This window comes from Streptomyces sp. DSM 116795, assembly GCF_055792905.1.
Genome location: NZ_CM147707.1, coordinates 4,779,254 through 4,805,000 on the forward strand (window position 1 = coordinate 4,779,254; position 25,747 = coordinate 4,805,000).

Sequence of the window (25,747 nt, forward strand, 5' to 3'; positions counted from 1 at the left end):
CTGCTGATCACTGATGAATACCGCTGATCATCGCTGACCGTGCCGAGTCGGGCGGGGAGGAGAGGCGGGTCGGAGAGCCCGCTCAGTCGATGGTGTGGGTGACGCGCTCGTCCTCACCGCGTTTGCCGAGCGCAGCGGCGTCCAGGTGCTGGGAATTGCGGCACAGTACGACCGAACCGCCGACGGCCAGTGGGGCCAGCAGCCCGGCGCTCAGTCCGTCCCAGCTGTCGTACGGGCGGCGCGAGAGCACTCGCGAGCCGGGCCCCAGGCCCAGCGACTCCGCGTCCGCGAGCGCGCGATCGACGGCTTCGCCCCCCGTCAGGGCCGCCGGTCCGCCGGGCGGGACGAGGAATGGGTCGCCGGGGTCGATGGGCACGTACGGCATGAACTGGTCGCCCTGGCCCGGCACTTCGGCCGCGTAGTCGACGAAGCCCTCGGGACGCTCCGGAAAGCGCGCCCCGAGCGGAAGCAGGCTCAGCGCGACGCGTTCGCCGCCGCACGCGCGCGCGGCCTTCAGTGATTCGGGGCCGGTGACGACGAGCGAGGCGCCCGCCGGATCCCCCTGCATGTCGGCGACGACGCCGGCGGAGGAACAGGCCAGCAGCCAGACGGCGGTCTGCCAGTGCGCGGGCAGCAGCAGGGCGAGCCTGTCACCGGGCTCGGTGGCCAGTTCGTCCTGGAGCAGGTTCGCGGTCTTCGCCGTCCAGTTGGCGAAAGTGGCGACGGAGAGCTCGACGCGCTCGCCGGTGGCGTCGTCGTAGAAGGTCACCAGCGGACGCCCGGAATCCTGGTCGAGGGCGGAACGCAGCAGGTCGGCGGGGGTGCGTGGGGGAGTGCTCACTCGATAAGCCTACGCGTGCGGGTGCGGCGGCTCTGCGGGGACGGCCACTGCGGCGGACGGCCCGCCGCCTCCTCCGTACTGACGGAGTGTGACCAGAGGTATCGGACGGAGCATCAGCTGCACCATTCTGTCCCGAATAGACAGATATCTAGGCCTATGTGCACGATCGCGTCATGCGAGCACTACTAGTCACCACGATCGGTGTCGCGTGTGCAGGAGCTGTGCTGTTGCCGCTCGCGCCCACCGAGTCCGCCGAATCCATGCTGTCGGGCAAGCACTCGGAGTCCGCCGAGGACGCCGCACCCCCCGCCGCCCCCCGCGGGCCCGGTGCCGCGGGAAGCGGCACCCGTGCCGCCGCCGCGGACAGGGACGGTTCGGTCCCCGGCAGCACCCAGTCGCTCCCGCTCCGCGCACGCGGTGACGGCACCCGCTCCGGGGACAGACTGCTCTCCGCATGGGAGGACGACCCGTCGGGCGGGAGACGCGTGACCTCCCGGAAGGTGAAGCCCTTCTCGCTCGTCGGCGTGGTCTGGAACGATCCCGGTGCCGTGCCGCCCGGCCGGCTCCAGGTGCAGACGCGTGCCGATGACACGGACAAGTGGTCCGCGTGGCGGACTCTGAACACGCACGGCGACGGCAGACCCGGGCCGGCCGAGCGGGACCGCACTGGCCGGGGGGCGCTCGGCGCCTCGGCCCCCATGTGGGTCGGGGACTCCACGGCGGTGCGCGTACGCATCCTGCCGGGCACCGACGGGACGAAGGCGGGCGGCGCCTCGGGCGGCCGGAAGGGAGAGGCCGGGCTGCCCGACGGCGCGCGCCTTGAACTCGTCGACCCGGGCAAGTCACCGCGCTCCGGCTCCCGCGCGGGCGACGGCGCCGGCGACACCGCACGCGGCGACGACCCGGCGAAGCGCCCCGGCGGTGTCCTGCCCGGTCTCAGCAGGGCCGATACCCGTTCCACGTACGGAGACGACGCCGCCGACGCGACTCCCTCGAGGAAGGACCGGGCGGAGGACAGCCGCATCGGACCCCGCCCGGAGATCGTCACCCGTAAGGGCTGGGGCGCGGACGAGGGCATGCGGGAGCGGGAGTTCAGCTACAGCAAGGCCATGAAGGCCGCGTTCGTGCACCACTCGGCCGAGACGAACGACTACGACTGCGGCGACGTGCCGGCCATCATCCGCGGCATCTACCGCTACCACGTGTCGAGCAGCCGCTGGCGCGACATCGGCTACAACTTCCTCGTCGACAAGTGCGGCAAGATCTACGAGGGCCGCGCCGGCGGAGTGGCCAAGCCGGTCATGGGCGCCCACACGCTCGGCTTCAACGCGGACACCACGGGGATCGCGGTCCTCGGCACGTACTCGAAAGAAGTGCCGTCGAAGGCCGCCAAGGAGGCGCTCTCCAAGCTGACGGCCTGGAAGCTCGGAGTGCACGGCGTCGCCGCGAACGGCAAGGTGACCCTGACGTCCGCAGGCGGCACCAAGCACAAGAAGGGCAGCAAGGTGGTGTTCAACGCCGTCTCCGGGCACCGCGACGGATTCGTCACGGAGTGCCCCGGCGAGAAGCTCTACCGCGAACTCCCCTCCGTACGCACCGACGCGGCACGGCTCCAGGGCCGCCGCTGACACAGGTGCCGCCGGCTCCGCCGCGGGGGCGACAGGCGCCTGCGGGTGTCCGCCCCTGCGGCCCGGCACCGCTGCATAAACTGGCCGCCGACCACCCGGCTCAGGCCTCCTCCGCCGGCTCAGCCAGTCAGGAAGCGAAGACAAACCGGTGACAGAAGCGATCCTCCTTGTCGGCGGCAAGGGCACCCGGCTGCGCCCGCTGACAGTGCACACGCCGAAGCCGATGGTGCCGGCGGCAGGCGTGCCCTTCCTCGCTCATCAGCTGGCGAGGGCGCGTGCGGCCGGCGTGGACCACGTGGTGATGGCGACGTCCTATCTGGCCGAGGTCTTCGAGCCGTACTTCGGCGACGGCTCACAACTCGGGCTGCACCTGGAGTACGTCACGGAGGAGGAGCCGCTCGGCACGGGCGGAGCCATCCGCAACGTCGCGCCTCGGCTGCACTCCGCCCCGTCCGACCCGGTGCTCGTCTTCAACGGCGACATCCTCACCGGCCTCGACATCGGCGAGCTCGTGGACGTGCACACCCGCACCGGGGCCGACGTCTCGCTCCACCTCACCCGCGTCGACGATCCGCGTGCGTACGGCCTGGTGCCGACGGACGACGACGGGCGCGTCACCGCATTCCTGGAGAAGCCGCAGACTCCCGAGGAGATCGTCACCGACCAGATCAACGCCGGTGCGTACGTCTTCGACCGCTCCGTCATCGACACCATTCCCGCGGCCCGTCCGGTCTCGGTGGAGCGCGAGACCTTTCCCGGTCTGCTCTCCGGCGGCGCGCACCTGCAGGGCATGGTCGACTCCACCTACTGGCTGGACCTGGGCACACCGCAGGCGTTCGTACGCGGCTCCGCCGATCTCGTGCTCGGCAGAGCGCCCTCGCCGGCGGTGCCGGGCCGCTGCGGCGACCGGCTTGTACTGGACACGGCGCGCGTCGCGCCCGACGCGAAGCTGACGGGCGGGACGGTCGTGGGCGAGGGTGCGTCGGTCGGCGCCGGCGCGCGGGTCGACGGCTCGACGGTGCTCGACGGCGCCGTCATCGAACCCGGCGCCGACGTGCGGGACTCGCTGATCGGCGCCGGAGCCCGCATCGGCTCGGCCACGGTCCTCGACGGTGCCGTGGTGGGCGACGGAGCCGTCGTCGGCGAGGGCAACGAGCTGCGCGACGGCATCCGCGTGTGGTGCGGCGCGCGCATTCCGGCGGGCGCGGTGCGCTTCTCGTCCGACCAGTGACCGCGGTACGGCGAACTCCCTGACCGCGGTACGTCGATCGACCCTCGTCCGAGGGCCGGTCGTGCCCCGCCCGGGGAGCACCGGACGCCGCGCGCATACGCTGTCGGGCGTGCCTGCCGCCCGTACCACCCGTTCCTGGACCGCGCCCGCGTCGTACGACCTGCGGAGCAACCTGCGCGTGCTGCGGCGCGGACCGTACGACCCCTGCTACCGCACCGAGGGCGGCGCGGTGTGGCGGGCGACCCGCACCCCGGACGGGCCGGCGACGCTGCGCATCACCGCGGACGCCGGGGCCGCCGCCGTACACGCCGAAGCATGGGGCGCGGGCGGCGAGTGGTGCCTGGAGCGGCTGCCCTCGCTGCTGGGCGCGGACGACGACCCGTCAGCCTTCGTCCCGCACCACCGGCTTACGAGGGAGGCGCACCGGCGCCACCCCGGGCTCCGGCTGCCGCGCACCGGACTGGTCATGGAGGCGCTGATCCCGTCGGTGCTGGAGCAGAAGGTGACCACCCATGAGGCGTACCGCGCGTGGCGGCTCCTGGTGCGCCGGTACGGAGAGCGCGCGCCCGGCCCGCACGAGAACCTGTACGTCATGCCGGAGCCCCGCGCCTGGTGCCGCATCCCCTCCTGGGAGTGGCACCGTGCGGGCGTCGACAGCAAGCGCTCCGCGGCCGTCATACGGGCGGCCCAGCGGGCGCCCCGGCTGGAGGAGGCCGGGTCGATGGAGCTGGCGGCCGCGATGCGGCGGCTCCAGCTCATCCCCGGCATCGGCCCGTGGACCGCTGCCGAGACCCTCCAGCGCAGCAACGGCGACCCCGATGCGCTGACCGTCGGAGATCTGCATCTGCCGCGCATCGTCGGCTACTCGCTCACCGGTGCGCGGGACACCGACGACGCCGGAATGCTGGAACTGCTCGCCCCGTACGAGGGACAGCGGCACCGCGCGGCGCGGCTGATCCTGCTCGCGGGGCGGGCCCCGGCACGGCGTCAGCCCCGGTTCCCCATCGGCGACATCGCGCGTCTGTGACGCGGCGGCCGCTCCCGCGGCGGTGCGGCCGGGTGCCCGACGGGTACGGCGGGTTGTGACGCGGCCCGGCTCGTGCCCCTTCCTGCGGCCGCCGGGCCGCTCAGCGCACCTCGGTGAAGTCGTCGCCCCGGCGCGGCGGCCGCTGCCGAGGCGGGGCCGCCGCATGTCCGACGGCCACAGCGCCCATCGGGTCCCATTCGCCGGGCAGTTCGAGTACTTCGCGTACCACGTCACGGCAGAACATCGTCGACGACACCCACGCCGAGCCCAGTTGCTCACCGGCCAGCGCCACAAGGAAGTTCTGGATGCCCGCGCCGCACGCGACGACGAACATCTCCCGCTCCGCCGCGGAGCGCCGCGCGTCCGGATAGTCGTGCGAGCCGTCCGTCACGAGGCAAGGCACCACCAGATACGGCGCGTTGCGCAGTACGTCGCCGCGCCGGACCCGCTTGGCGATGCTCTCCTCGCTCTTGCCGTCCGCCCGCAGATCGGCGATCCACTTCCCGCGCATCGCGTCGAGCAGCGCCAGCCGCGACTGAGGCGACTCGAGCAGTACGAAGCGCCACGGCGTCGTGTGGTGCGGCGCCGGCGCCGTCACCGCCGCGTCGACGGCTCGGCGCACCGAACCTCCGTCCACCGGTTCGGATGTGAACTCGCGAACGGTACGGCGCAGCGCGAGCGCTTCCCGTACGGCCTCGGAGGTGCCCAGCCGGAACATGTCCTGCGCGGCGTCCCGCACCAGTGCCCGGGCGGACCCGGCGGCCGGACCCGGCTCCGCCGAGCCCCCGGGCCCCGCTGTCTCCTCGGACACCTCTGTCTCCTGACGCTGCAGCAGATGCTGCGGAAGCCCCCGCACGACGGCGACGGGGAAGCCGTCCGCCTTGCCCTTGACGAGCTCGCCGGCCGCGGCCAGCTCGTCCCCGACGGCCGTGACCGTCACGCCGAGGGGGTTGCCGAACGTGTCGCGGCCGCCGCGCAGATCCTCCAGGACACGTACGCCCGAGGCGCCGATCGCCACATCGGTCTGCCCTTCGCGCCACGGCCGTCCGAAGGTGTCCGTGACGACCACGCCCACATCGGCGCCCAGCGCGTCCCGCACGCCCTCGCGGATCCGCAGGGCCGAGGCGTCCGGGTCCTCTGGCAGCAACAGCACAGTCCCCTTGGGGGTGTTGGACGCGTCCACGCCCGCCGCCGCCATGACGAAGCCGTGCCGGCTCTCCACGATGCGCGCGGGGCCGCGGCGCGCCACCACCCGTACGGTCTCCGCGTCTATGGCCGCTTCGCGGTCGTCCGCACGCACGATCCGCCCCTCGGCCTTGCTCACGATCTTCGACGTGACGATCAGCACGTCACCGTCGGCAAGTCCGGGGGAATCGGGCCCGGGCCCGGCGCCCGTCACCGCGTTCACGATGAGTTTCACCAGGTCGTCGCCGGGGCGCACTTCGGGGATTCCGGGCAGCGCCCACACCCGGTACGCGGGGGGCTGCGGGCTTCCGGCGGACTCGCCCGTACCGGCGCCCGGGCCTGTCGTCACGCGCTCACCTCTGCCGCCAGCGCGAGTGCTTCACGCGCCATGGCGGCGGTCGCATCGGTGCCGGTCATCATCAGCGGGACGGCGCGGCAGCGGATTCCGGCATCCTCGACGGCCTGCGTCGAACCGGCGTCCACCGTGTCCACGAGCCAGCCGTCCAGCAGGCCGCTGCCGTAGTGCTGCGCGACAGCGGCCGCCGTGGCCTCCACGCCCACCGCGGCGAGCACCTTGTCCGCCATGCCGTGCACCGGCGCGTCCCCGACGATGGGCGACAGCCCGACCACCGGCACCCCGGCCTCGGCGATGGCCTCCCTCATCCCGGGCACGGCGAGGATCGTGCCCACGCTGACCACGGGGTTGGACGGCGGGAAGAGGATCACGTCAGCGTCCGCGATGGCGTCGAGCACGCCGGGCGCGGGCTTGGCGGACTCGGCACCCACCGGCACCACCGCGTGCGCGTCGACGGAGGCGCGCAGCCGCACCCAGTACTCCTGGAAGTGCACGGCCTTGCGGCTCTCGCCGCCTTCGCCGCCCTCGCCGCGCTGAGACTCGTCCAGGTCCGCGGTGTCGATGAGCACATGCGTCTCGACGCGGTCGTCGGTCATCGGCAGCAGCGTCACCCCCGGCTGCCAGCGCGCGCACAGGGCCTCCGTGACGGCGCTGAGCGGATATCCGGCGCTCAGCATCTGCGTACGGACGATGTGGGTGGCGAAGTCGCGGTCGCCGAGCCCGAACCACCCGGGGCCCACTCCGTAGGCCGCAAGCTCCTCCTTCACCGCGAAGGACTCGTCGGCGCGGCCCCAGCCCTGTTCCTCGTTGATGCCGCCGCCGAGCGTGTACATCACCGTGTCGAGGTCGGGACAGACCTTCAGCCCGAAGAGATGGATGTCGTCACCGGTGTTGCCGATGACGGTGACGTCCGCGTCGGGCACGGCGGACTTCAGTCCGCGCAGAAAGCGGGCACCACCGATGCCCCCGGCCAGAACCACAATCCGCTCCATGCGGACCAGTGTGTCAGCAGACAGCAGTCGAACAGCAGGGCGGTCACCGCCCGGCTGCGCGCCCCGTACCGGGGTGGACCGTGCTCAGTCGGCGGTCAGGGGCACCTGGTCCGCGGCACTGCACGCGGCGACGGGCTCGTACATCGGCATCTCGGTCAGCCCCGGGAAGTAGATGTGCAGACTGACGACCGGAAGCAGACTGTCGTTGACGACCTCGTGCACATATCCGGGCGCGAAGGTGCGCAACGCGTCGGTCCCGAGCGTTCGGACCGCCCCGCGTGCGTGCTCGGTCAGCTCGCCCTGCAGGACGGTGAAGACACCGGAGGACGGCCCGTGGTCGTGACGCCCGCTGCCCTGCCCGGGCAGCCAGCTCAGCAGCCACACCTCGTAGCCGGGGCCGGTGCGCAGCCGGTGATACCAGCGGGTGGCCGGGTCGTACCGCACCAGCGGCTCCCAGCTCGCGCGGTCGGCGGCGATAGTACGGGCCAGCCCCGCGAAGCCCGCCACGGTCGAGGGGTGGCCGGGGGCCGGCGGCATCAGGTGAGGGAGGGCGAGCGGGTCGCCCGCGATCTCGTTGTCGCTGTTCACGTCGGTGATGGTCTTTCGCGCTGGAGGAAGCCCGGAGCGGACCGGGCGAGGAACCGGAGACGACCGTGCGACCGGTCGGGAAACGGGCCGGAGCGTGCACCGGCCGGATTCCGGCCGGTGACCGGCCGGAAGAGGTGCCTCAACAGCAGCGACAGCGACAGCGGCAGTGACCCGTGGCGACGCGAGCAGCGTGAACCGCGCGAAGAGGCCGCGCGGCGGCGGCCGTGAAGAGCTCGGGAGTCACTGGCATGGGGTCAAGGAGACCGACTGACCCGTGGCGCTGTCAACTCGGACGTCGTGTCCGGCGTGGGGGGTTCATCACATCCGGTAGGGGTGCACGGCGAAAGGTTTGTTCTCCGTGGATCGAGGACAAATGGCGCAACACCCGTGCACGTGAACGTCGTTGTGCATCTGTGACCGAGCCGTGATCACGGCTGTCCGGGCCGGTGGCGGCGATTCGCCGGGATCGGGCGTACGGACTCCGGTCGACAAAGGTTCGGAGAATGATCACCGGAGTGTTTGGGATGGTTCATGGTGATATCAACACTTTCCGGTTCTGCTTGGTTCCGCAGAGTGAATAACGGACTCAATAGCAGATCTCGGCTTGACTGGCGCGGATCGGCACACTTGTAATTTCACACGTGTCGTTCAGCTGCGATCGATAACGACGGCATCACGGGGACGCAAAGACGGACGAGGGGCGCACATGACCGAGCTGTTCCAGGAAGTGCTGGTCGAAGAGATTGACGAGGAGCTCGGCTGGCAGGAACGCGCGTTGTGCGCCCAGACCGATCCCGAGTCCTTCTTTCCCGAGAAGGGTGGCTCCACCAGGGAGGCGAAGAAGGTCTGCCTCGCCTGCGAGGTCCGTTCCGAATGCCTTGAGTACGCCCTCGCGAACGACGAACGTTTCGGTATCTGGGGCGGACTGTCCGAGCGTGAGCGGCGGCGCCTGAAGAAGGCCGCCGTCTGAGGGAGTTCGGGGCTCGAAAGCCCACGGCTTCGCGTCGCAGAAGTCCCCGGCAACGGCTTCGGGTGCAAAGGGAATCCCGCAGCCGTGGCCCGTGGGACCGCGGGTGCATCCCCGCAGCCGCTGCGTTTCGCCGACGTGAAGTACCCCTGGTTGTGCGACAGCTTGCAGGACCGGATGGGGAGTGCGCACTGAGCCGTTAGTGTGTGGCCCGTCCTTGGTGCGCGGCCCCTCCGCGGGGCGGTGCGCCTACGAGTCCGTAGCAGCGTCTTCGGGGGATCGCCCCCGCACCCCCGGGGAGGGGCCCGCACCTCGATGTCCGTGCACAGCCACACGGCTGCCCAGTACGAGGCGGCCACACCTGAGTTCCCTCGGCACGTCGTCACCGCCGTGCTCGTCTCGCACGACGGCGCGAGGTGGCTGCCCGAGGCGCTGTCGGGCCTGCTCTCCCAGGAGCGCCCGGTGCAGGACGTCATCACGGCCGACACCGGCAGTGCGGACGAGTCGGCTCAGCTGCTCACGGAGACCCTCGGATCCGACCGCGTGCTGCACATGGCCCGCCGTACGGGATTCGGCGCGGCCGTGGACGAGGCCGCAAGGACCGCGCACGTACCGACCCCGGACGACCTTCCGTATCTGAAACGCCCCAGCGGCTGGGACCCCGTCACGCGCACCTGGCGCGACGACGCGTACGACATGCCGGAGCTGCCGCACGGTGAGCCCGTCCAGTGGCTGTGGCTGCTGCACGACGACTGCGCTCCCGAACCGGACGCCCTGGCACGGCTGTTGAGGATCGTCGACGCCGACCCCGGTGCCACTCTCGTCGGCCCGAAGCTGCGCAGCTGGTACGACCGCAGGCAGCTGCTGGAAGCCGGGGTGTCCATCGCGAACAGCGGCCGCCGCTGGACCGGCGTCGAACGGCGCGAGCAGGACCAGGGGCAGCACGACCAGGTGCGGACGGTCCTGTCGGTCTCCACCGCCGGAATGCTCATCCGGCGGGACGTCTTCGAGCAACTCGGCGGCTTCGACCGGCGGTTGCCCCTGATGCGTGACGACGTCGACCTGTGCTGGCGTGCGCACTCCGCCGGGCACAAGGTGCTGATCGTCCCCGACGCGGTGGTACGGCACGCGGAGGCGGCCTCGCGTGAGCGGCGCCCCGTCGACTGCGTCGGCCGGGGAGCGCGCGGCGGCGCCAGCCCGCACCGCGTCGACAAGGCCGGAGCCGTCTACACGCTGCTCGCCAACGTGCCCGCCTCGAAGCTCGTCTGGGTGATGCTGCGTCTCGTACTCGGGACGATGCTGCGCACGCTCGCCTATCTCGTGGGGAAGGCGCCGGGGCAGGCCCTCGACGAGGTGCGAGGGCTGACCGGGACGCTGCTGCGGCCCGGGAGGCTCCTGGGGGCGCGCCGCAGGCGAGGCAAGCCGGCCGTTCCGTACAACGAACTGCGGCATCTCTTCCCGCCGCCCGGCGCGACCGTGCGGGCCACCGCCGAGCAGGTCGCCAGCAACTTCGGCGGCCGCGCGGAACCGGACATGTCGTCAGGGGGCCGGCACGGCGCCGTGGAGTCCGGGCCCGGGGATGACGAGGCGGACTATCTGCAGGTCGAGCAGTTCGCGCGGCTGAAGCAGATCGGCCGGAAGCCGGGGCCGGTGCTCTTCGCGGTCCTGCTCGTGGTCTCCCTGATCGCATGCCGCGAACTGCTGGGAAGCGGTGCGCTCGCCGGGGGTGCGCTGCTGCCGGCGCCCGCCGACGTGTCGGACCTGTGGGGGCGTTACGTCGACGGCTGGCATCCCGTCGGCATCGGCGGCACGCAGACGGCGCCGCCGTACCTGGCGATCGTGGCCATGGTCGCCACCGTCTTCCTGGGCAGCACCGGCTTCGCGCTCACGCTGCTGCTGGTCTGCTCGGTGCCGCTGGCCGGTTTCACCGCGTACTTCACATCGCGGCCGCTGGTGGAGTCGCGGCTGCTGCGCGCCTGGGGAAGCGTCGCGTACGCCTTCCTGCCCGCGGCGACGGGTGCGCTCGCGGGCGGGCGGATCGGCACGGCCGTACTGGCGATCACGCTGCCGCTGCTGGCGCGTTCAGCCGTCGCCGTGAGCGGTCTGCGGGGGCGGCCGGGATGGCGTGCCGTGTGGGGGTATGCGCTGCTGCTGACCCTGACGACCGCCTTCACGCCGCTGGTGTGGCTGATCGCACTGACGCTGGCCGTGGTGCTGTTCGTACTGCGGCGGCTGGGTCTGGCGGACACGGTGGGCGGGGAGCCGGAGGCGGGCGGCTCCGGTGCCGGGGTCTCCGGTGCGGGTGTCTCCGGTGTCTCTGGTGTCTCCGGCGCCTTCGGCGGTGCGGCCGACGGGCCTGTGCGGGGAACGGCCGTGCGCGCCGTAGTCGCTCTCGTGACGCCCATGGTTCTGCTGGCCCCGTGGTCGCTGTCGCTGCTGATGAGCCCGTCAGGTTTCTTCCGTGAGGCGGGGCTGCCGTACGGCGCGGGTTCCGGTGACGCGCTCGGCCTGCTCACCCTGACGCCGGGCGGCCCGGGTGCCGCGGGCGGGCTGCTGCTGATCGGCGTTGTGCTCGCGGCGCTGGCCGCACTGCTGCGCGGGGAACGGCAGCCTGCCGTACGCGCCGCATGGGCCGTGGCCCTGGTGGGGCTGCTGTATGCGGGGCTGGCGAACAGCGTCGCCTGGGCCGGACCGGCCACTCTCGTGTACGGGCTGGCGCTGCTGTGCGCCGCCGTGATGGGCGCCGAGGGCGCCAAGGAGCGGGTCGCGGAACAGAGCTTCGGCTGGAAGCAGCCGGCGGCGGCGATCGTGGCCGCGGCCGCTGTCGCCGCGCCGCTCGTCGCTGCCGTCGGCTGGATGGCCGGCGGCGCCGACGGGCCCCTCTCGCGGCGTGATCCGGTGCAGGTGCCGGCGTTCGTCGCGGAGGAGGGCAACACGCGGGACCAGGCCCGCACCCTCGTGCTGTCCGGCGAGGCGGACGACGCCTCCCGTGCGCCGTCCGATGTCTCGTACTCGATCGTCCGCGGCTCCGGAGCGAGGCTCGGCGACGGCGATCTGGCGGCCGCCGGCGGAGACGACGCACGGCTGGAACGGGTGGTCGCCAACCTCGTGGCGGGCTCGGGTGCCGACCAGACGGAGCAGCTCGGCGGCTACGCGGTGCGCTATGTGCTCGTGCAGGACGGGGCGCCCCGTCAGATGAGCCGCGTGCTGGACGCGACGCCCGGGATGACCCGGCTCAGCCAGGAGGACGGCAGCGCACTGTGGCGGGTGGACCGTCAGGTCTCCCGGGTCACCGTGGTGCCCGCCGGTGCCGGAAAGGGCAGCGGTGCCGCCGGTGACGAGGCGGCGGCCGTGCCCGTGGCGGCAGGCCCGCTGGAGGTGCACACGGATCTGCGGCCGGGGGAGTCCGGGCGGATCCTGCGGGTGGCCGACGCCGCCGACCCCGGCTGGAGCGCGACGCTCGACGGCAAGCCGCTGGACCCAGTGACGGTCGACGGCTGGGCGCAGGGCTTCGAACTTCCGGCGGGCGGCGGCCGGCTGGACCTCACGCACGAGACGAGCGCGGCGCACACCGGCTGGGTGTGGCTGCAGGGCTTCCTGGCGCTCGTGGTGGTCGTACTCGCACTGCCCGGCCGGCGCCGTCAGGTGGACGACGACCTTCCGGAGGCTGCGGCTCCGGCTGTTCCCGCGCAGGGCGCCGAGGCGGGCGGCCGCCGGGCGCGCAGGCTGGCCGCGGCGGAGGCGGCGCGGGCCGCCGAGGCCGGGGAGGCAGGGGGCGCGGGTGTGCCTGAGCCCCCGGTCCGTGCTCCTCATGTACCCGAGCAGGTGCCGTTCGGGACGGACTCCGGCAGCGGGGCGCCGTACGGGCAGGAGTACGAACAGCGTTACGGCGAGCGGCAGTTCGAGCCTTCGCAGTACGACCCGCAGTACGGGTCCCCGGGGTACGACACCTCGTCGTACGAGCCCTCGCCGTTCGAGCCCCAGCAGCGGCCCTACGGCGACCCGCCGCCCTACGACGAGGGATACGAGCAGGGTTACGGCGACCGCTACCCGGCGCGGCAGTACGACGCGTACGAAGGGCAGGCCGACCCGTACGGCTACGACCCGAGGTACGGCAACAGGAGCGATCAGCAGTGAACCGCACGAGCACGACCCTCATCGGCGCGGCCACGGCGCTGGCCGCGCTGACCGGCGTCGCGGCGCTCGCGGCGCCGGACGCCGGGGAGTCCGGCGCGGCCGCGGCCGGACGCAGGCCCGTCGAGCGTTCCACGCTGGTCTGTCCGCAGCCCAGCGTCTCCGACGTCGCGGAGACCCGGTACACGGCCTTCACGCCGAAGGGCGGTCAGGGGAAGGGCGGCGCCGAGCTCTATCCGGCGGAGAAGGCGGACACCGGCGGCTCCGACGACGGGGGCGACAAGGGCAAGGGCGGCGACAAGGGCGACGGCAAGGGCAAGGGCGACGACAAGGACAAGGACAAGGGCGACGGCAAGGACAAGGAGAAGTCCGAGCCGAAGCCGTTCGCCCCGCTGCGTACGCCGGGCAAGCCGGTGACGGCCGATTCCAAGGCCCCGGGCTCAGCCGCCCTCTTCGGCTCCGCCGACGGCGGGCTGGCCCCCGGCTGGACGGTGCAGCAGACGACGAACGTCGCCGTAGGAGCCGGCCGCGGAATGCAGGGGACGGCTTGCACCGTGCCGGACACCGACTTCTGGTTCCCGGGCGCGAGCACGGACAAGGAGCGGCAGGACTACGTCCATCTCACGAACCCCGACGACTCCAGCGCCGTCGTGGACCTGAACCTGTACGGCAAGGAGGGCCGGGTGGGTTCCGAGACCGGTGAGGGCATCACGATCCCGCCCCGTTCGACCGTGCCCGTGCTCCTCTCCACGCTCACACCGGAGCCGGTGACCAACCTCGGCGTCCATGTCGTGGCCCGTGCCGGGCGCGTGGGCGCGCAACTGCAGGCGGTCGACGAGAAGCTCGGCGGCGACTGGGTGTCCTCCGTCGCCGACCCCGGCACGGGCGCCGTGCTGCCGGGAATCCCCGGTGACGCCACGGCCGTACGGCTGGTCGTGCTCGCGCCGGGTGAGAACGACGCCGATCTGAAGGTCAGGCTCGCGAGCTCGTCCGGGCAGATCGCCCCGGCCGGTCACGAGACGCTGCATGTACGCGGCGGTATGGCCACCGCCGTCGATCTGAAGGACCTCACCAAGGGGGAGGCGGGCTCACTCGTCCTCTCTCCGACCGAGGGCGGGAGCGATGCGACCCCGGTGGTCGCCGCGCTGCGCGTGGTCCGCGGCAAGGGGAAGAACCAGGAGACGGCCTTCATCCCCGGCACCGCGCCCCTCACGGACCGTGCCACCGCCGCCGACAACCGCGAGAAGGGCTCCAAGCTCTCCCTCACGGCCACCGGCAAGGCCGTGAAGGTGCGGGTGACGGCGTCGGCGGGCAGCGAGGGCGGCAGCCCCGTCAGCGAGACGTACACGGTCAAGGGGAAGACGACCAAGTCCTTCGTCCCGCCCCGGCCCAAGGGCGTCAAGGGCGGCTACGCGGTGACCGTCGACCGGCTCTCAGGCGGGCAGTTGTACGCCTCGCGGATGCTGGAGGAGAAGAAGGGCAAGCTGCCCGCTTTCACCGTGCAGACACTGCCGGACGACCGCGGCAAGGTGCTGGTCCCCGAATCGGGGCAGGACCTGTCGGTGCTGACGGACGGCGGCTGAGCCCGCTCAGCTCCCGTGCGAAGGCCCGCCGGACTCGGACTCGGACCCGGATCAGCGCCCGGACTCGAACTCGGGATCGCCCGGGATCGGGGCGCCCGAGGGCATGCCGGAGGCGATGTAGTCGTCGTAGAGGGGACGCCAGGGCTGTGCGGATTCGCTGTGCGGGCCTTCCGCGGTCGCGCCCGAGAGGCTCTTGCCGAGTTCGGCCAGGCACACCGTCCAGCCGGCGGCGTTGCGTGCGGCGGTGTCCTCCGCCTCCAGCACGTTGATCAGCGTGAGGGTGCAGGCGGTGTCGTCAACGGGCTCGATTTCGAAGTGCAGTTCGTCGCCGCCCCAGGTGTATGCGAGGCGCCGCGGTGGCTCGTAGACGAGGACGGTGCCCGCGGACGCTTCGATGTTGGGGTCGTCGGAGAACTCGATCTTTCCGCCCGCGTACGCGTCCATGCGCACGGCGCTGGGGAACCAGTGCGCCAGTTCCCCGGACTCGGTCACCGCTGCCCACAGCCTTTCGGCAGGGTGCGGGTAGGTCCGCTGGAACCGCACCGCCGGGCGGCCCTCGTACTTGAAGTAGCTTCCACGGTCCATGACTTGCTCCCCTGCTCTCGTGCTCCTGGGCTCTTGTTCTCGGGTGCTCTCCGGCAGTTCTGCTGCGCGCGCTGCGCTGTCAGCGTCCGCGCTCCGGGTTCTCGCTTCCGGCCACGTCCTCGCTCATGTCGAGGTGCTTGCCGAGCGCGTCGAGCCGTTCGTTCCACAGCCGGCGGAACGGGGCCAGCCAGGCGTCGAGTTCGGCCATCTGCTCGAGGTCGACCGAATAGATGCGCCGTTGTGCGTGGGTGCGCACCTTCACCAGGCCCGCCTCGCGCAGAACCCGCAGATGCTTGGACGTAGTCGGCTGTGTGAAGCCCAGTTCGTCGACGATCTCGCCCACCGCACATGCGCGTACGCGCAGCACGTCGAGCATCGCCCGGCGATGGGGATCGGCCAGCGCCGTCCATGTGGCATCCGTCACGGAAGGCAATATGCCTCCTCGCGTATATACGTGTCAAGGAATATAAGAGTACAGTCGCGAGCAGGCGAGCTGTTGATGCGGTGAGTAGTGGGAAATACACGCACCGTGTCCAACTCCGGTGTCTGCGCCGTGAAGTCGACGGTGGCCTAATCCTGCCCGTAACGGGGATCGACCGACTCCGGTGAGAGGCCCAGCAGTTCGGCGACCTGCTCCACGACGACCTCGTGCACCAGCAGTGCCCTCTCGTCGCGGTTGCGCGTACGGATCTCGACGGGGCGGCGGTAGACGACGATCCGGTCGGGCCGCCCGCCTTTCGACTCGGCGACCCTCCCGAGCGGCACGGCCTCGGCTTGTTCGTCGAGTTCGCCGTCGTCGCTGTGTGGCACCTCCTGCACCGCGAACTCGACGCCGGTGAGCTGCGGCCAGCGCCGCTCCAGCCTGCTGACCGAATCGCGCACCAGATCGTCGAAGGCTTCCGAACGGCTGACGGCGAGGGGCACTTGGGGCGGTGCGACGGGTCCGCGCATGCCGCGCCCGTGACGGTCGCGCCGGCGCGGTCCGTGTTCGGAGTCACCGGGCTCGTCGGCCCGGCCGGGACCGCGAGGCGGTACAGGGCTGTTCATCGTCATGAGCCTAGCGGTCGGGCGGTCGGGCGGACGGGAACCGCGGTCACAGGAACATTCACGGCCGTGTCACAGGGTGATCGGTCTCAGGGTCTTTCGGGTCGCTTCGTGTACCCGTAGAGACCGGTGATCTCGCGACCGTTTTCCTGTTCCAGACCACTCCCGACCACTTCGTGTGAGATCCCCGACTCTCCCCGGCCGCAAGGGTGTCGGCGCTTTCGCTTTCCCGCAGATCAGGTGTTTCCGGCCAACCGGGACGACACGACGGAGTGACGTCAAGGAGAGTCGTCGCAGGCCGCTCAAGAGTGCGGTACGGTCCATCGTCGTGAGCCCTGTACGTCGCTGTTCGCGAACCGCCTGCGGCCGTCCCGCCGTCGCGACGCTGACGTACGTCTATGCGGACTCCACCGCCGTACTCGGCCCGTTGGCCACATATGCCGAACCGCACTGCTACGACCTGTGTTCGGAGCACTCCGAGCGTCTGACGGCCCCCCGCGGATGGGAAGTCGTGCGCCTGGCAGTCGAGTCGGGCCCGGCCCGCCCGAGCGGCGACGATCTCGAAGCGCTCGCCAACGCCGTGCGTGAGGCGGCCCGTACGCCGCGGCGCGATCCGTCCGCGGCGGCGCCTCCGGATGCCGTCGGCGGACCGGAAGGGCGCGATTCCGATCCGATGGAGGTCGCGCGCCGCGGCCATCTCCGCGTACTGAGGTCGCCGGAGCCCTGAGGTCGCCCGAGCCCTGAGTTCTGCTCCCGGCACGTCCCTCTCCCGGACTCCGTCCGGTCTCACGCGGCGCGTCCGACAGGCCCTGACGGCACCGGAGATCGCGTTCTCAGCAGGTAGGTTTGGGCACTCAGTGAGCTGTTGAGAACCGAGAACCCGAGGACCCAGGAGAGGGCTGTCCCGTGGCTGATCTGTCGGAGATCGTGAAGGCGTACGACGTGCGCGGCGTCGTGCCGGACCAGTGGGACGAGTCGCTGGCGGCGCTGTTCGGAGCCGCTTTCGTACGCGTCACGGACGCGTCCGCGATCGTGGTGGGACACGACATGCGGCCCTCGTCGCCGGGCCTGTCACGGGCGTTCGGGCGCGGAGCGGCAGGGCAGGGCGCCGACGTGACGGAGATCGGCCTGTGCTCGACGGACCAGCTCTACTTCGCCAGCGGCCAACTCGGCCTGCCCGGCGCGATGTTCACCGCCAGCCACAATCCAGCGCGCTACAACGGAATCAAGATGTGCCGCGCGGGCGCGCTCCCCGTCGGCCAGGACACCGGGCTTGCCGAGATCCGCGAACTCGTCGAGAGCTGGGCCGAGTCGGGCCCTCCCCAGCGTGGAGGCACACCCGAAGGGACGATCGGCGAGCGCGACGTGCTCTCCGACTACGCCGAGCACCTGCGCACGCTCGTCGATCTCACCTCCATCCGGCCGCTGTCCGTCGTCGTGGACGCGGGCAACGGCATGGGAGGTCACACCGTCCCGACCGTGTTCGAGGGCCTGCCGCTCCAACTGGACGCCATGTACTTCGAACTGGACGGCACCTTCCCCAACCACGAGGCCAATCCGCTCGATCCGAAGAACATCGTCGACCTGCAGCAGCGTGTGCGAGAGACCGGTGCGGACATCGGGCTGGCCTTCGACGGCGACGCCGACCGCTGCTTCGTCGTCGACGAGAAGGGCGCCCCCGTCCCGCCGTCGGCGATCACCGCACTCGTCGCGGCGCGCGAACTCGCCAAGTCGCCCGGCTCCGCCGTCATCCACAACCTGATCACGTCGTGGTCCGTGCCCGAGGTCGTACGGGAGAACGGCGGCACGCCGGTACGCACGCGCGTCGGGCACTCCTTCATCAAGGCCGAAATGGCCCGCACCGGCGCGATCTTCGGCGGTGAGCACTCCGCGCACTACTACTTCCGCGACTTCTGGAACGCGGACACGGGCATGCTCGCGGCCCTCCACGTACTCGCCGCGCTGGGCGGTCAGCAAGGGCCGCTGTCCGGACTCGTCGCCGAGTACGACCGCTACGCGGCCTCAGGCGAGATCAACAGCAGGGTCGACGACCAGGCCGGCCGCGCGGCGGCGGTCAGGGCGGCCTACCAGGACCGGGAAGGCGTCGAGACCGACGAGCTGGACGGGCTGACGGTCACCGCCGCCGACTGGTGGTTCAACCTGCGGGCCTCCAACACGGAACCGCTCCTGCGGCTGAACGTCGAGGCGCGCGACCAGGCGACGGCGGACACGGTGCGGGACGAGGTCCTCGCCATCGTGCGGGCCTAGGTGTGCTGTTCGGGCACGCGGCCACCGCACGCCCTTCCACACCTCCAGAACCGGCGGGGCCCGGCCGCGGCCCCGGCGCACCCGCAGCACCCGTCCCCGTCCCCGCCCGCAGGCCCCGCAGCCCGCGGGCGGGGGCCCGGCGCCCGGCGGTACGCTTGGCCGCCAGCCGCGCCCGCCGTCCGAAAGGGACAACCCATGCCGCTCGAAGCCGGTCTTCTGGAGATCCTCGCCTGTCCGGCGTGCCACTCGCCGCTCCGCGAGGAGGCCGAGGAGCTGGTCTGCACGGGCGGCGCCGAGTGCGGACTCGCCTACCCGGTGCGCGACGGGATTCCGGTTCTTCTGGTGGACGAGGCGCGCCGCCCCGGCTGAACGGCACCCGGCTGAACGGCCCCGGCTGAACGCCGGGCCGGCCCGACCGTCCCCGGCAACACGCCCCTTCATTCACACCACACGGCGCGGGCAGCTCGTCGTCCAGCGGCCGATCGGAGGCTCCGGAAGATGCTCGACGAGTCACTGCTCGACTCTCCAGAAGCCATCGCCCGTGCGGACACCGAGGCGCTGCTGCGCGGCACCGCCGAAGCAGGAGCCCGCGTACGTACGGCGATGCGCCAGGCCACCGAGACGGGGCTGGCAGCACTGCGCCCCGAAGGGCGGCCGCGTGCGATCTTCGTCGCCGGTCCCGGACCTGCGACGGCCTGCGTTGCGGAACTGCTCGGGGCGTTCAGCAACGACGCCGTCCCCGTCACGCTGCTGCGTCCAACCGGCGCCCTCGCCGCGCCCGGTGCGCTGCGCTGGACCCTGCCCGGCTGGGCCGGTTCGCTCGATCTGCTGCTGGTGACGACACCGGACGGGTCCGAGGCCGGTCTGACGGCCCTGATCGAGCAGGCGTACAGGCGCGGATGCACCGTCGTGACGCTCTGCCGGGCCGGTTCGCCGGTGGCGGAGACGACGGGGGAGACGCACGGGCTGGCGGTGCCCCTGGCGTCGCCCGCGCCGGCGGGACGGGACGGCTCCCCGGGACGGGACGGCTCCCCGGGCCGGTACGGGGCCGCGGCCGCGGGCGGCGACGACCCCGGGAACGGTGCGAAGCGCGCGAACGGCGACGACGACGCCACCGCGACGCACCTCACCGGCGCACCGGACAGCCGGGGCACGGACGGTGCCGAGGGTCCCGCCGTACCGCATGCACCGCCCGTCGAGCCGCGGACGACGGCCGCCGAGCCGCGGACGACGGCCGCTCCCGGCCTCCTGTGGACTCTGCTGACCCCGCTCCTCGTGCTCTCCGACCGCCTCGGTCTGTTCGCCGCCCCCGAGCCCGCGCTGGCGTCGCTGGCCGACCGGCTCGACCAGGTCGCGGAACGCTGCGGCCCCGCCGTGGCCACGTACAGCAATCCGGCCAAGTCGCTCGCCACCGAACTCTCCGGAACCTTCCCGCTGTTGTGGAGCGAGGGGCCCCTCGCGGGCGCCGTCGCACGGTACAGCGCCGGCAACCTGGCCGCGCTCCCCGGCGTTCCCGCGCTGGCCGCCGGGCTTCCCGAGGCGATGGCGGCACACAGCGCGCTGCTGTCCGGCACGCTCGCGGCAGGTTCTGACCCGGACGACTTCTTCCGCGACCGCGTGGAGGAGCCGGAATCGCTGCACGCCCGGATCCTGCTGCTGCGTGACCGTGCCCCGTCCGCGGAGTCCGCCGTCGTCGCGGCACGGGACCTCGCGTACGCGCACGACGTCCCGCTCGGCGAACTCGAACCCGCCGAGGGCAGCGGCCCCCTCGAGGCCGCCGCCGAGCTGATCGCCACCGTGGATTTCGCCGCCGTTTACCTCGCGCTGGCCGACGGCGGCGCATCATCGTCGCCGTAACGCCGCCCCTGCCCCTGCCCTCGTCCCCTCCCCGCCCCCGCAGTTGCCGTAAGGAAGCGAAGCACCACCGCATGGACCGCCTCAACAACACAGTCAGGCCCTACGCATGGGGCTCGACGTCAGCCATCCCCGAGCTCCTCGGGACGCCGTCCACGGGCGAACCGCAGGCCGAACTGTGGATGGGCGCCCACCCGGGAGCCCCCTCGACCGTCGGCCGCGCCGGCCGTGAGCAGCCGCTCACGGACGTCATCGCGGCCGACCCGGAAGGGGAGTTGGGGCCGGAGGCCGTACGGGCCTTCGGGCCGCGTCTGCCCTTCCTGCTGAAGCTGCTCGCTGCCGCCTCGCCGCTGTCGCTCCAGGTCCACCCGGACCGCGAGCAGGCGCGGCAGGGCTTCGCAGACGAGGAGGCGCGCGGCGTCCCCGTCAACGCACCCGAGCGCAACTACAAGGACACCAACCACAAGCCCGAACTCATCTGCGCGCTGACGGACTTCGACGGCCTCTGCGGGTTCCGGCGGGCGAGGGACGCGGCGGATCTGCTGGCGGGGCTCGACGTCGACGCGCTGAAGCCGTACGTCGACATCCTGCGGGCCAGCCCCGAGAGCGCGGCGCTGCGCGAGGTCCTGACCGCCGTGCTCACCGCCGACCGGGACGAGATCGCCGCCACGGTCGGTGAGGCCGCACGGGCGGCGGCTCGCCTCTCCGACGCTGGGCGCAACGACACGGACACCGGCACCGGGGCCCACACCCACGCCGGTGCGTACGCCGTCTGCGCCTCGCTCGCCCACCACTACCCCGGCGACCCCGGCGTCATCGCGGCCATGCTGCTCAACCACGTACGTCTGCACCCGGGGGAGGCCCTCTACCTCGGCGCAGGGGTGCCGCACGCCTATCTGAGCGGCCTCGGCGTGGAGATCATGGCGAACTCCGACAACGTGCTGCGCTGCGGCCTGACTCCGAAGCACGTCGACGTGCCGGAGCTGCTGCGGATCGTCCGCTTCGAGCCGGGAGAACCGGCTGTTCTGCGCCCGGAGGCCGGTCCGGGGGGCGAGGAGCTGTACGAGGTCCCCATCGGCGAATTCCGCCTCTCCCGCTATGTCGTCGCACCGGGCGCGGCGGTGGGCCCCGTCGGCGCCCGTACGCCGCAGATCCTGCTGTGCACTTCCGGCCGCGTCGTGCTGCGCGCCGCCACCGGTCGGGACGAAGGGGGCGAAGGGGACGAACTGCCCCTGGAACGTGGCCAGTCCGCATATGTACGAGCGGGCGAGCGGGTCGGGATGACGGGTGACGGTACGCTCTTCCGGGCCACAGTGGATGTCTGACGCGCACACCCGCGCGGCCGTGGACGGCCACGGGCGGAAAGCACCCACGACTCCGCGGGTTCACGGGGATCACCGAGAGCACGCGTATCACCGAAAGCACGCGTATCACCGAGAGAGGGACGACCGACTCGTATGAGTGCATCAGGCGGTTCGAAGGCGATCATCGCCGCGCTGGGCGCGAACTTGGCCATCGCCGTGGGCAAGTTCGTCGCCTGGATCTTCAGCGGCTCGTCCTCAATGCTCGCGGAGAGCGTGCACTCGGTCGCCGACTCCGGGAACCAGGCCCTGCTGCTGCTCGGCGGCAAGAAGGCCAAGAAGGACGCGAGCGAGGAGCACCCCTTCGGCTACGGCCGTGAGCGCTACATCTACGGATTCCTGGTCTCCATCGTCCTGTTCACCATCGGCGGCGTCTTCGCCCTCTACGAGGGCTACGAGAAGATCAAGCACCCGCACGAGATCAAGGACTGGTACTGGCCGGTGGGTGTGCTGGTCTTCGCCATCATCGCCGAGACCCTCTCCTTCCGTACGGCCATCAAGGAGTCCAACGAGGTACGCGGCAAGCTGAGTTGGGGCCAGTTCGTACGGCGTGCCAAGGCGCCCGAGCTGCCCATCGTCCTGCTGGAGGACCTCGGCGCGCTCGTCGGTCTCATCCTCGCCCTCTTCGGAGTCAGTGCAGCACTCGCGACGGGGAACGGCGTCTGGGACGGCATCGGCACGCTGTGCATCGGCGTGCTTCTGGTGGTGATCGCGATAGTCCTGGCGGCCGAGACCAAGTCGCTGCTGCTGGGCGAGTCGGCGGACCCGGAGGAGCGGGAGAAGATCCGCTCCGCGCTCGTCGACGGCGAGACCGTGACGGGGATCATCCACATGCGGACGCTGCATCTGGGCCCGGAGGAACTGCTGGTCGCCGCGAAGGTGGCGGTGCAGCACGACGACACCGCGGTCGAGATCGCGCGTGCGATCGACGCCGCGGAGGACCGCATCCGGGAGTCGGTGCCGAGCGCCCGTGTGATCTATCTCGAGCCGGACATCTACCGGCCGGAGGCGTCGGCTTCGTCGACCTGATCGCCCCGTATCGTCCGGGTTCGCTCGTCGCTGAACTCCCCCCGTCGCAGGGGGAATGCATCACTTCGCGCCGTTTGTCAAATTATGTGCAGAGGTGTGGGAGGGCCCAGTGTTGGGCATCGGCACAACTGCGCGCACTGTGCGGCCGAAATCAGACCAGGTCCGCCCTTGCTCGCACCGTGAGCAATCCGTTCGACTGGACGAGCGGTGTAAATTCGTAGTGCACAGACGTCGCTGCTGATGGCAGATCGGCCGGCCCGCCACGTGGGCCACCGAGGGAGAGAGGGCCTCCGACGGACTGGGCTGCGAGCAAGGGATCAGTGTGCCCGTGTGCGCTGTGGTGTGTTACGCAGTGCAGGCACCGCACACGGAGCCCGAGCGCCGCAGCACGGACCTGTCAGCCATGACCTCGACATCGAGGAGAGCAGCTCGCATGACGACGACCTCCACCGGCCAGGACTTCAAGGTCGCGGACCTTTCGCTTGCGGCCTTCGGCCGCAAGGAGATCAGCCTGGCCGAGCACGAGATGCCCGGCCTGATGGCGATCCGCCGGGAGTACGCCGCTGACAAGCCCCTCACCGGGGCCCGTGTCACCGGGTCGCTCCACATGACCGTGCAGACGGCAGTCCTGATCGAGACTCTGACCGCCCTGGGCGCAGAGGTCCGCTGGGCGTCCTGCAACATCTTCTCCACCCAGGACCACGCCGCCGCGGCTGCGGTCGTGGGCCCCGACGGCACCCCGGACAACCCCCAGGGCGTCCCGGTCTTCGCCTGGAAGGGCGAGACGCTGGAGGAGTACTGGTGGTGCACGGAGCAGGCCCTCACCTGGCCCGGCGCCGCCACCGGCGGACCGAACATGATCCTCGACGACGGCGGTGACGCCACGCTCCTGCTTCACAAGGGAGTCGAGTACGAGAAGGCCGGCGCCGCCCCCTCCGTCGACACGGCGGAGAACGACGAGCACCGGGTGGTCCTGGAGCTGCTGAACCGCACGCTGCGGGAGAGCCCCCAGAAGTGGACCAAGCTCGCGTCCGAGATCCGCGGTGTGACCGAGGAGACCACCACCGGCGTGCACCGTCTGTACGAGATGCACCAGGAGGGGGCGCTTCTCTTCCCGGCGATCAACGTCAACGACTCCGTCACCAAGTCGAAGTTCGACAACAAGTACGGCTGCCGGCACTCGCTGATCGACGGGATCAACCGCGCCACGGACGTCCTCATCGGCGGCAAGACCGCCGTGGTCTTCGGCTACGGCGACGTCGGCAAGGGCTGTGCGGACTCGCTGCGCGGTCAGGGCGCCCGCGTCCTGATCACCGAGATCGACCCGATCTGCGCGCTCCAGGCCGCGATGGACGGCTACCAGGTGGTGACCCTCGAAGACGTCGTGGAGACGGCGGACATCTTCATCACCACCACGGGCAACAAGGACATCATCATGGCCTCGGACATGGCCCGGATGAAGCACCAGGCCATCGTGGGCAACATCGGTCACTTCGACAACGAGATCGACATGGCCGGCCTCGCCGAGATCAAGGGCGTGGTCCGGGAAGAGCTCAAGCCGCAGGTGCACACCTGGACCTTCGCGGACGGCAAGGTGATCATCGTGCTGTCCGAGGGCCGACTGCTGAACCTGGGCAACGCGACCGGGCACCCCTCGTTCGTGATGTCCAACAGCTTCGCCAACCAGACGATCGCCCAGATCGAGCTGTTCACGAAGACCGACGCATACCCGACCGACGTCTACGTGCTGCCCAAGCACCTCGACGAGAAGGTCGCCCGTCTGCACCTGGACGCCCTCGGAGTGCGGCTCACCACGCTCCGCAAGGACCAGGCCGACTACATCGGCGTCCCCGTCGAGGGCCCGTACAAGCCGGACCACTACCGGTACTGACAGGCGGCCGCCCGTCGAGCCGACCCCTCAGCCGGGGCGTCGGCGGGCACCCCTGAACGAGGCCGAGGCCCCTGCCCCCGTGGCGGGGGCCTTCGGCTTGCCCTTCAGGCCCGCACGTAGAGTCCACGCATGCCACGCGGCCGGTATTCGCTTCACGACCCGCACGATCACACCCCCCTCGGCGACGAGCACTTCCACTGCGCCACCGGCCCCTCCGGCTGGCGTTACGTCTCGCAGATCACCACCCCTTCCGGCGACCACGCCGGCTCGGTCGATCTGGCCATCGACGAACTCGGCCGCCCGGTCCGGCTCGAACTCCACGCCGGCGGCTGGCAGGTGCGCGGCGCCGTCCTGGACGGGGTCACCTGGGTCCGTACCGACCCGGCCGGCGAACACGCTCAAGAGGGCAACGCCGCCGCCCACTCCTTCACCGGCGCGTCCCCCGCCTTTCTCGTCGCGACGTCCCGGCTGCTGCGGCCGGCCTCCGGCGGGCCCGCCGTCCGTGTCCGCCTCGTCGCCCTCACACCCCCCGTACTCGCTCCGCGCACGCTCGACCAGTCATGGACGCTGACCGGAACTGAAACACACGCCACTGACAGCGGCGCCCTCGCAGTCGGGAACTACCAGGTCGGCGAGGTCGACACCGGTGAACAGCACCCCGTCCACATCGCCGGTGACGTCGTACTCTCCGCCCCCGGCATCGAACTGGAGGAGCTGGAGTCACCACCCTCCGGCTTCGGCTGAACGGCCGCCCGGGCCACGGGGCCATGCCACGTTGCCGTACCACGAGGCCGCCTCCTACCGCGCCGTGCCTCAGGACGGCGGTACGAAGCCCGTCCGGCGCGGAGCCTCGGGCACCTTCTCCTGAACCTCCCCGGGCGGCACCGGCCGCGCGTTCGCGGGCGGCCCCGAAACCGGCACCCACGGATGCCCGCCGGACTTCTGCCCCCCGGAGTCCGCGGACGAGGAGGCTCCGGCGGAGGCGGCGGACGGGAGCGGCCCCGAAGGTGACACGACCCCCTCGGCGCCGAAAGTCCGATGTGCCTCCCTGGCCTGCCGCTCCGCGACGACACCCGCCAGATACGCCGCCGCGGGCACGCCGTACGGCGCCGGAACGCCCGTACACGAGACGAGATCGGCGGCGAGCTGCTCCGCCATGGAACGGCTCACGGCCTCGTCCAGCT

At 71.5% G+C, this 25,747-nt stretch carries 22 protein-coding genes (1 of these 22 only partly in view); 14 read left to right on the forward strand and 8 right to left on the reverse strand.

Features of this window, described 5'->3' with window-relative positions:
* Positions 1–82: 82 nt before the first annotated feature.
* Positions 83–841: a TIGR03089 family protein gene (locus ACSMXX_RS20625; RefSeq protein ID WP_473180183.1), complete on the reverse strand. Its 759-nt coding sequence runs from the start codon at positions 839–841 to the stop codon at positions 83–85.
* A gap of 173 nt (positions 842–1,014) precedes the next feature.
* On the opposite strand from ACSMXX_RS20625, the gene ACSMXX_RS20630 reads away from it, so the two are divergent.
* From ACSMXX_RS20630 to ACSMXX_RS20640, 3 genes are all read left to right on the forward strand, one after another.
* Complete coding sequence (locus ACSMXX_RS20630; RefSeq protein ID WP_473180184.1) at positions 1,015–2,469, forward strand: peptidoglycan recognition protein family protein; 1,455 nt, start codon at positions 1,015–1,017, stop codon at positions 2,467–2,469.
* A gap of 148 nt (positions 2,470–2,617) precedes the next feature.
* The gene (gene manB, locus ACSMXX_RS20635) at positions 2,618–3,700 is read left to right on the forward strand and encodes a mannose-1-phosphate guanylyltransferase (RefSeq protein WP_473180185.1); all 1,083 of its coding nucleotides are present in this window, start codon (positions 2,618–2,620) and stop codon (positions 3,698–3,700) included.
* A gap of 109 nt (positions 3,701–3,809) precedes the next feature.
* Positions 3,810–4,727: a DNA-3-methyladenine glycosylase family protein gene (locus tag ACSMXX_RS20640; RefSeq protein WP_473180186.1), complete on the forward strand. Its 918-nt coding sequence runs from the start codon at positions 3,810–3,812 to the stop codon at positions 4,725–4,727.
* Between the two features lie 100 nt (positions 4,728–4,827).
* Here the strand turns inward: ACSMXX_RS20640 and ACSMXX_RS20645 are convergent, their stop codons facing one another.
* The 3 genes from ACSMXX_RS20645 to ACSMXX_RS20655 all read right to left on the reverse strand — a co-directional run bounded on the left by ACSMXX_RS20645 (position 4,828) and on the right by ACSMXX_RS20655 (position 7,847).
* Positions 4,828–6,261, reverse strand: coding sequence for a coenzyme F420-0:L-glutamate ligase (locus ACSMXX_RS20645; protein WP_473180187.1), 1,434 nt, complete (start codon positions 6,259–6,261; stop codon positions 4,828–4,830).
* On the reverse strand, positions 6,258–7,259 hold the full coding sequence (cofD, locus tag ACSMXX_RS20650; RefSeq protein WP_473180188.1) for a 2-phospho-L-lactate transferase: 1,002 nt from the start codon (positions 7,257–7,259) through the stop codon (positions 6,258–6,260). The genes ACSMXX_RS20645 and cofD overlap by 4 nt, the downstream gene beginning before the upstream one ends.
* Positions 7,260–7,343: 84 nt before the next feature.
* Entirely contained in the window at positions 7,344–7,847 is a 504-nt protein-coding gene (locus ACSMXX_RS20655) for a cysteine dioxygenase (protein ID WP_473180189.1), read from the reverse strand.
* A 706-nt stretch (positions 7,848–8,553) separates the two neighbouring features.
* Between ACSMXX_RS20655 and ACSMXX_RS20660 the strand changes: the two genes are divergently transcribed.
* The 3 genes from ACSMXX_RS20660 (at position 8,554) to ACSMXX_RS20670 (ending at position 14,531) form a co-directional block, all read left to right on the forward strand.
* Complete coding sequence (locus ACSMXX_RS20660) at positions 8,554–8,817, forward strand: WhiB family transcriptional regulator (protein WP_473180190.1); 264 nt, start codon at positions 8,554–8,556, stop codon at positions 8,815–8,817.
* Between the two features lie 312 nt (positions 8,818–9,129).
* Entirely contained in the window at positions 9,130–12,951 is a 3,822-nt protein-coding gene (locus ACSMXX_RS20665; protein ID WP_473180191.1) for a glycosyltransferase family 2 protein, read from the forward strand.
* Positions 12,948–14,531, forward strand: a complete 1,584-nt coding sequence (locus ACSMXX_RS20670; protein ID WP_473180192.1) for a DUF5719 family protein — start codon at positions 12,948–12,950, stop codon at positions 14,529–14,531. Before ACSMXX_RS20665 ends, ACSMXX_RS20670 begins: the two co-directional genes overlap by 4 nt.
* A gap of 51 nt (positions 14,532–14,582) precedes the next feature.
* On the opposite strand, the gene ACSMXX_RS20675 is transcribed toward ACSMXX_RS20670, so the two are convergent.
* The 3 genes from ACSMXX_RS20675 to ACSMXX_RS20685 all read right to left on the reverse strand — a co-directional run bounded on the left by ACSMXX_RS20675 (position 14,583) and on the right by ACSMXX_RS20685 (position 16,163).
* Complete coding sequence (locus ACSMXX_RS20675) at positions 14,583–15,116, reverse strand: SRPBCC family protein (RefSeq protein ID WP_473180193.1); 534 nt, start codon at positions 15,114–15,116, stop codon at positions 14,583–14,585.
* Positions 15,117–15,195: 79 nt separating this feature from the next.
* On the reverse strand, positions 15,196–15,540 hold the full coding sequence (locus ACSMXX_RS20680; RefSeq protein WP_473180194.1) for an ArsR/SmtB family transcription factor: 345 nt from the start codon (positions 15,538–15,540) through the stop codon (positions 15,196–15,198).
* 146 nt (positions 15,541–15,686) lie between these two features.
* Complete coding sequence (locus ACSMXX_RS20685; protein WP_473180195.1) at positions 15,687–16,163, reverse strand: metallopeptidase family protein; 477 nt, start codon at positions 16,161–16,163, stop codon at positions 15,687–15,689.
* 325 nt (positions 16,164–16,488) lie between these two features.
* Between ACSMXX_RS20685 and ACSMXX_RS20690 the strand changes: the two genes are divergently transcribed.
* From ACSMXX_RS20690 to ACSMXX_RS20725, 8 genes are all read left to right on the forward strand, one after another.
* Positions 16,489–16,887: a DUF3499 domain-containing protein gene (locus tag ACSMXX_RS20690; RefSeq protein ID WP_473180196.1), complete on the forward strand. Its 399-nt coding sequence runs from the start codon at positions 16,489–16,491 to the stop codon at positions 16,885–16,887.
* Positions 16,888–17,066: 179 nt separating this feature from the next.
* Complete coding sequence (locus ACSMXX_RS20695) at positions 17,067–18,428, forward strand: phosphomannomutase/phosphoglucomutase (protein WP_473180197.1); 1,362 nt, start codon at positions 17,067–17,069, stop codon at positions 18,426–18,428.
* A gap of 195 nt (positions 18,429–18,623) precedes the next feature.
* Entirely contained in the window at positions 18,624–18,797 is a 174-nt protein-coding gene (locus ACSMXX_RS20700) for a Trm112 family protein (RefSeq protein ID WP_473180198.1), read from the forward strand.
* Between the two features lie 129 nt (positions 18,798–18,926).
* Positions 18,927–20,285, forward strand: coding sequence for an SIS domain-containing protein (locus ACSMXX_RS20705; protein ID WP_473180199.1), 1,359 nt, complete (start codon positions 18,927–18,929; stop codon positions 20,283–20,285).
* A gap of 71 nt (positions 20,286–20,356) precedes the next feature.
* Positions 20,357–21,607, forward strand: a complete 1,251-nt coding sequence (gene manA / locus ACSMXX_RS20710; protein WP_473180200.1) for a mannose-6-phosphate isomerase, class I — start codon at positions 20,357–20,359, stop codon at positions 21,605–21,607.
* Positions 21,608–21,739: 132 nt separating this feature from the next.
* Positions 21,740–22,672: a cation diffusion facilitator family transporter gene (locus tag ACSMXX_RS20715; RefSeq protein ID WP_473180201.1), complete on the forward strand. Its 933-nt coding sequence runs from the start codon at positions 21,740–21,742 to the stop codon at positions 22,670–22,672.
* 433 nt (positions 22,673–23,105) lie between these two features.
* A complete protein-coding gene (gene ahcY / locus ACSMXX_RS20720; RefSeq protein ID WP_473180202.1) occupies positions 23,106–24,563 on the forward strand; it encodes an adenosylhomocysteinase in 1,458 nt (485 codons plus the stop codon).
* Positions 24,564–24,692: 129 nt separating this feature from the next.
* Positions 24,693–25,307 (forward strand): hypothetical protein, encoded by a 615-nt coding sequence (locus tag ACSMXX_RS20725; RefSeq protein ID WP_473180203.1) that lies wholly within the window; start codon positions 24,693–24,695, stop codon positions 25,305–25,307.
* Positions 25,308–25,376: 69 nt separating this feature from the next.
* Here the strand turns inward: ACSMXX_RS20725 and ACSMXX_RS20730 are convergent, their stop codons facing one another.
* Positions 25,377–25,747, reverse strand: partial view of an RDD family protein gene (locus ACSMXX_RS20730; RefSeq protein WP_473180204.1) — the 3' end only. It continues 586 nt past the right edge of the window; the window shows 371 of its 957 coding nt (coding positions 587–957); the start codon falls outside the window, past its right edge; it ends in the stop codon at positions 25,377–25,379.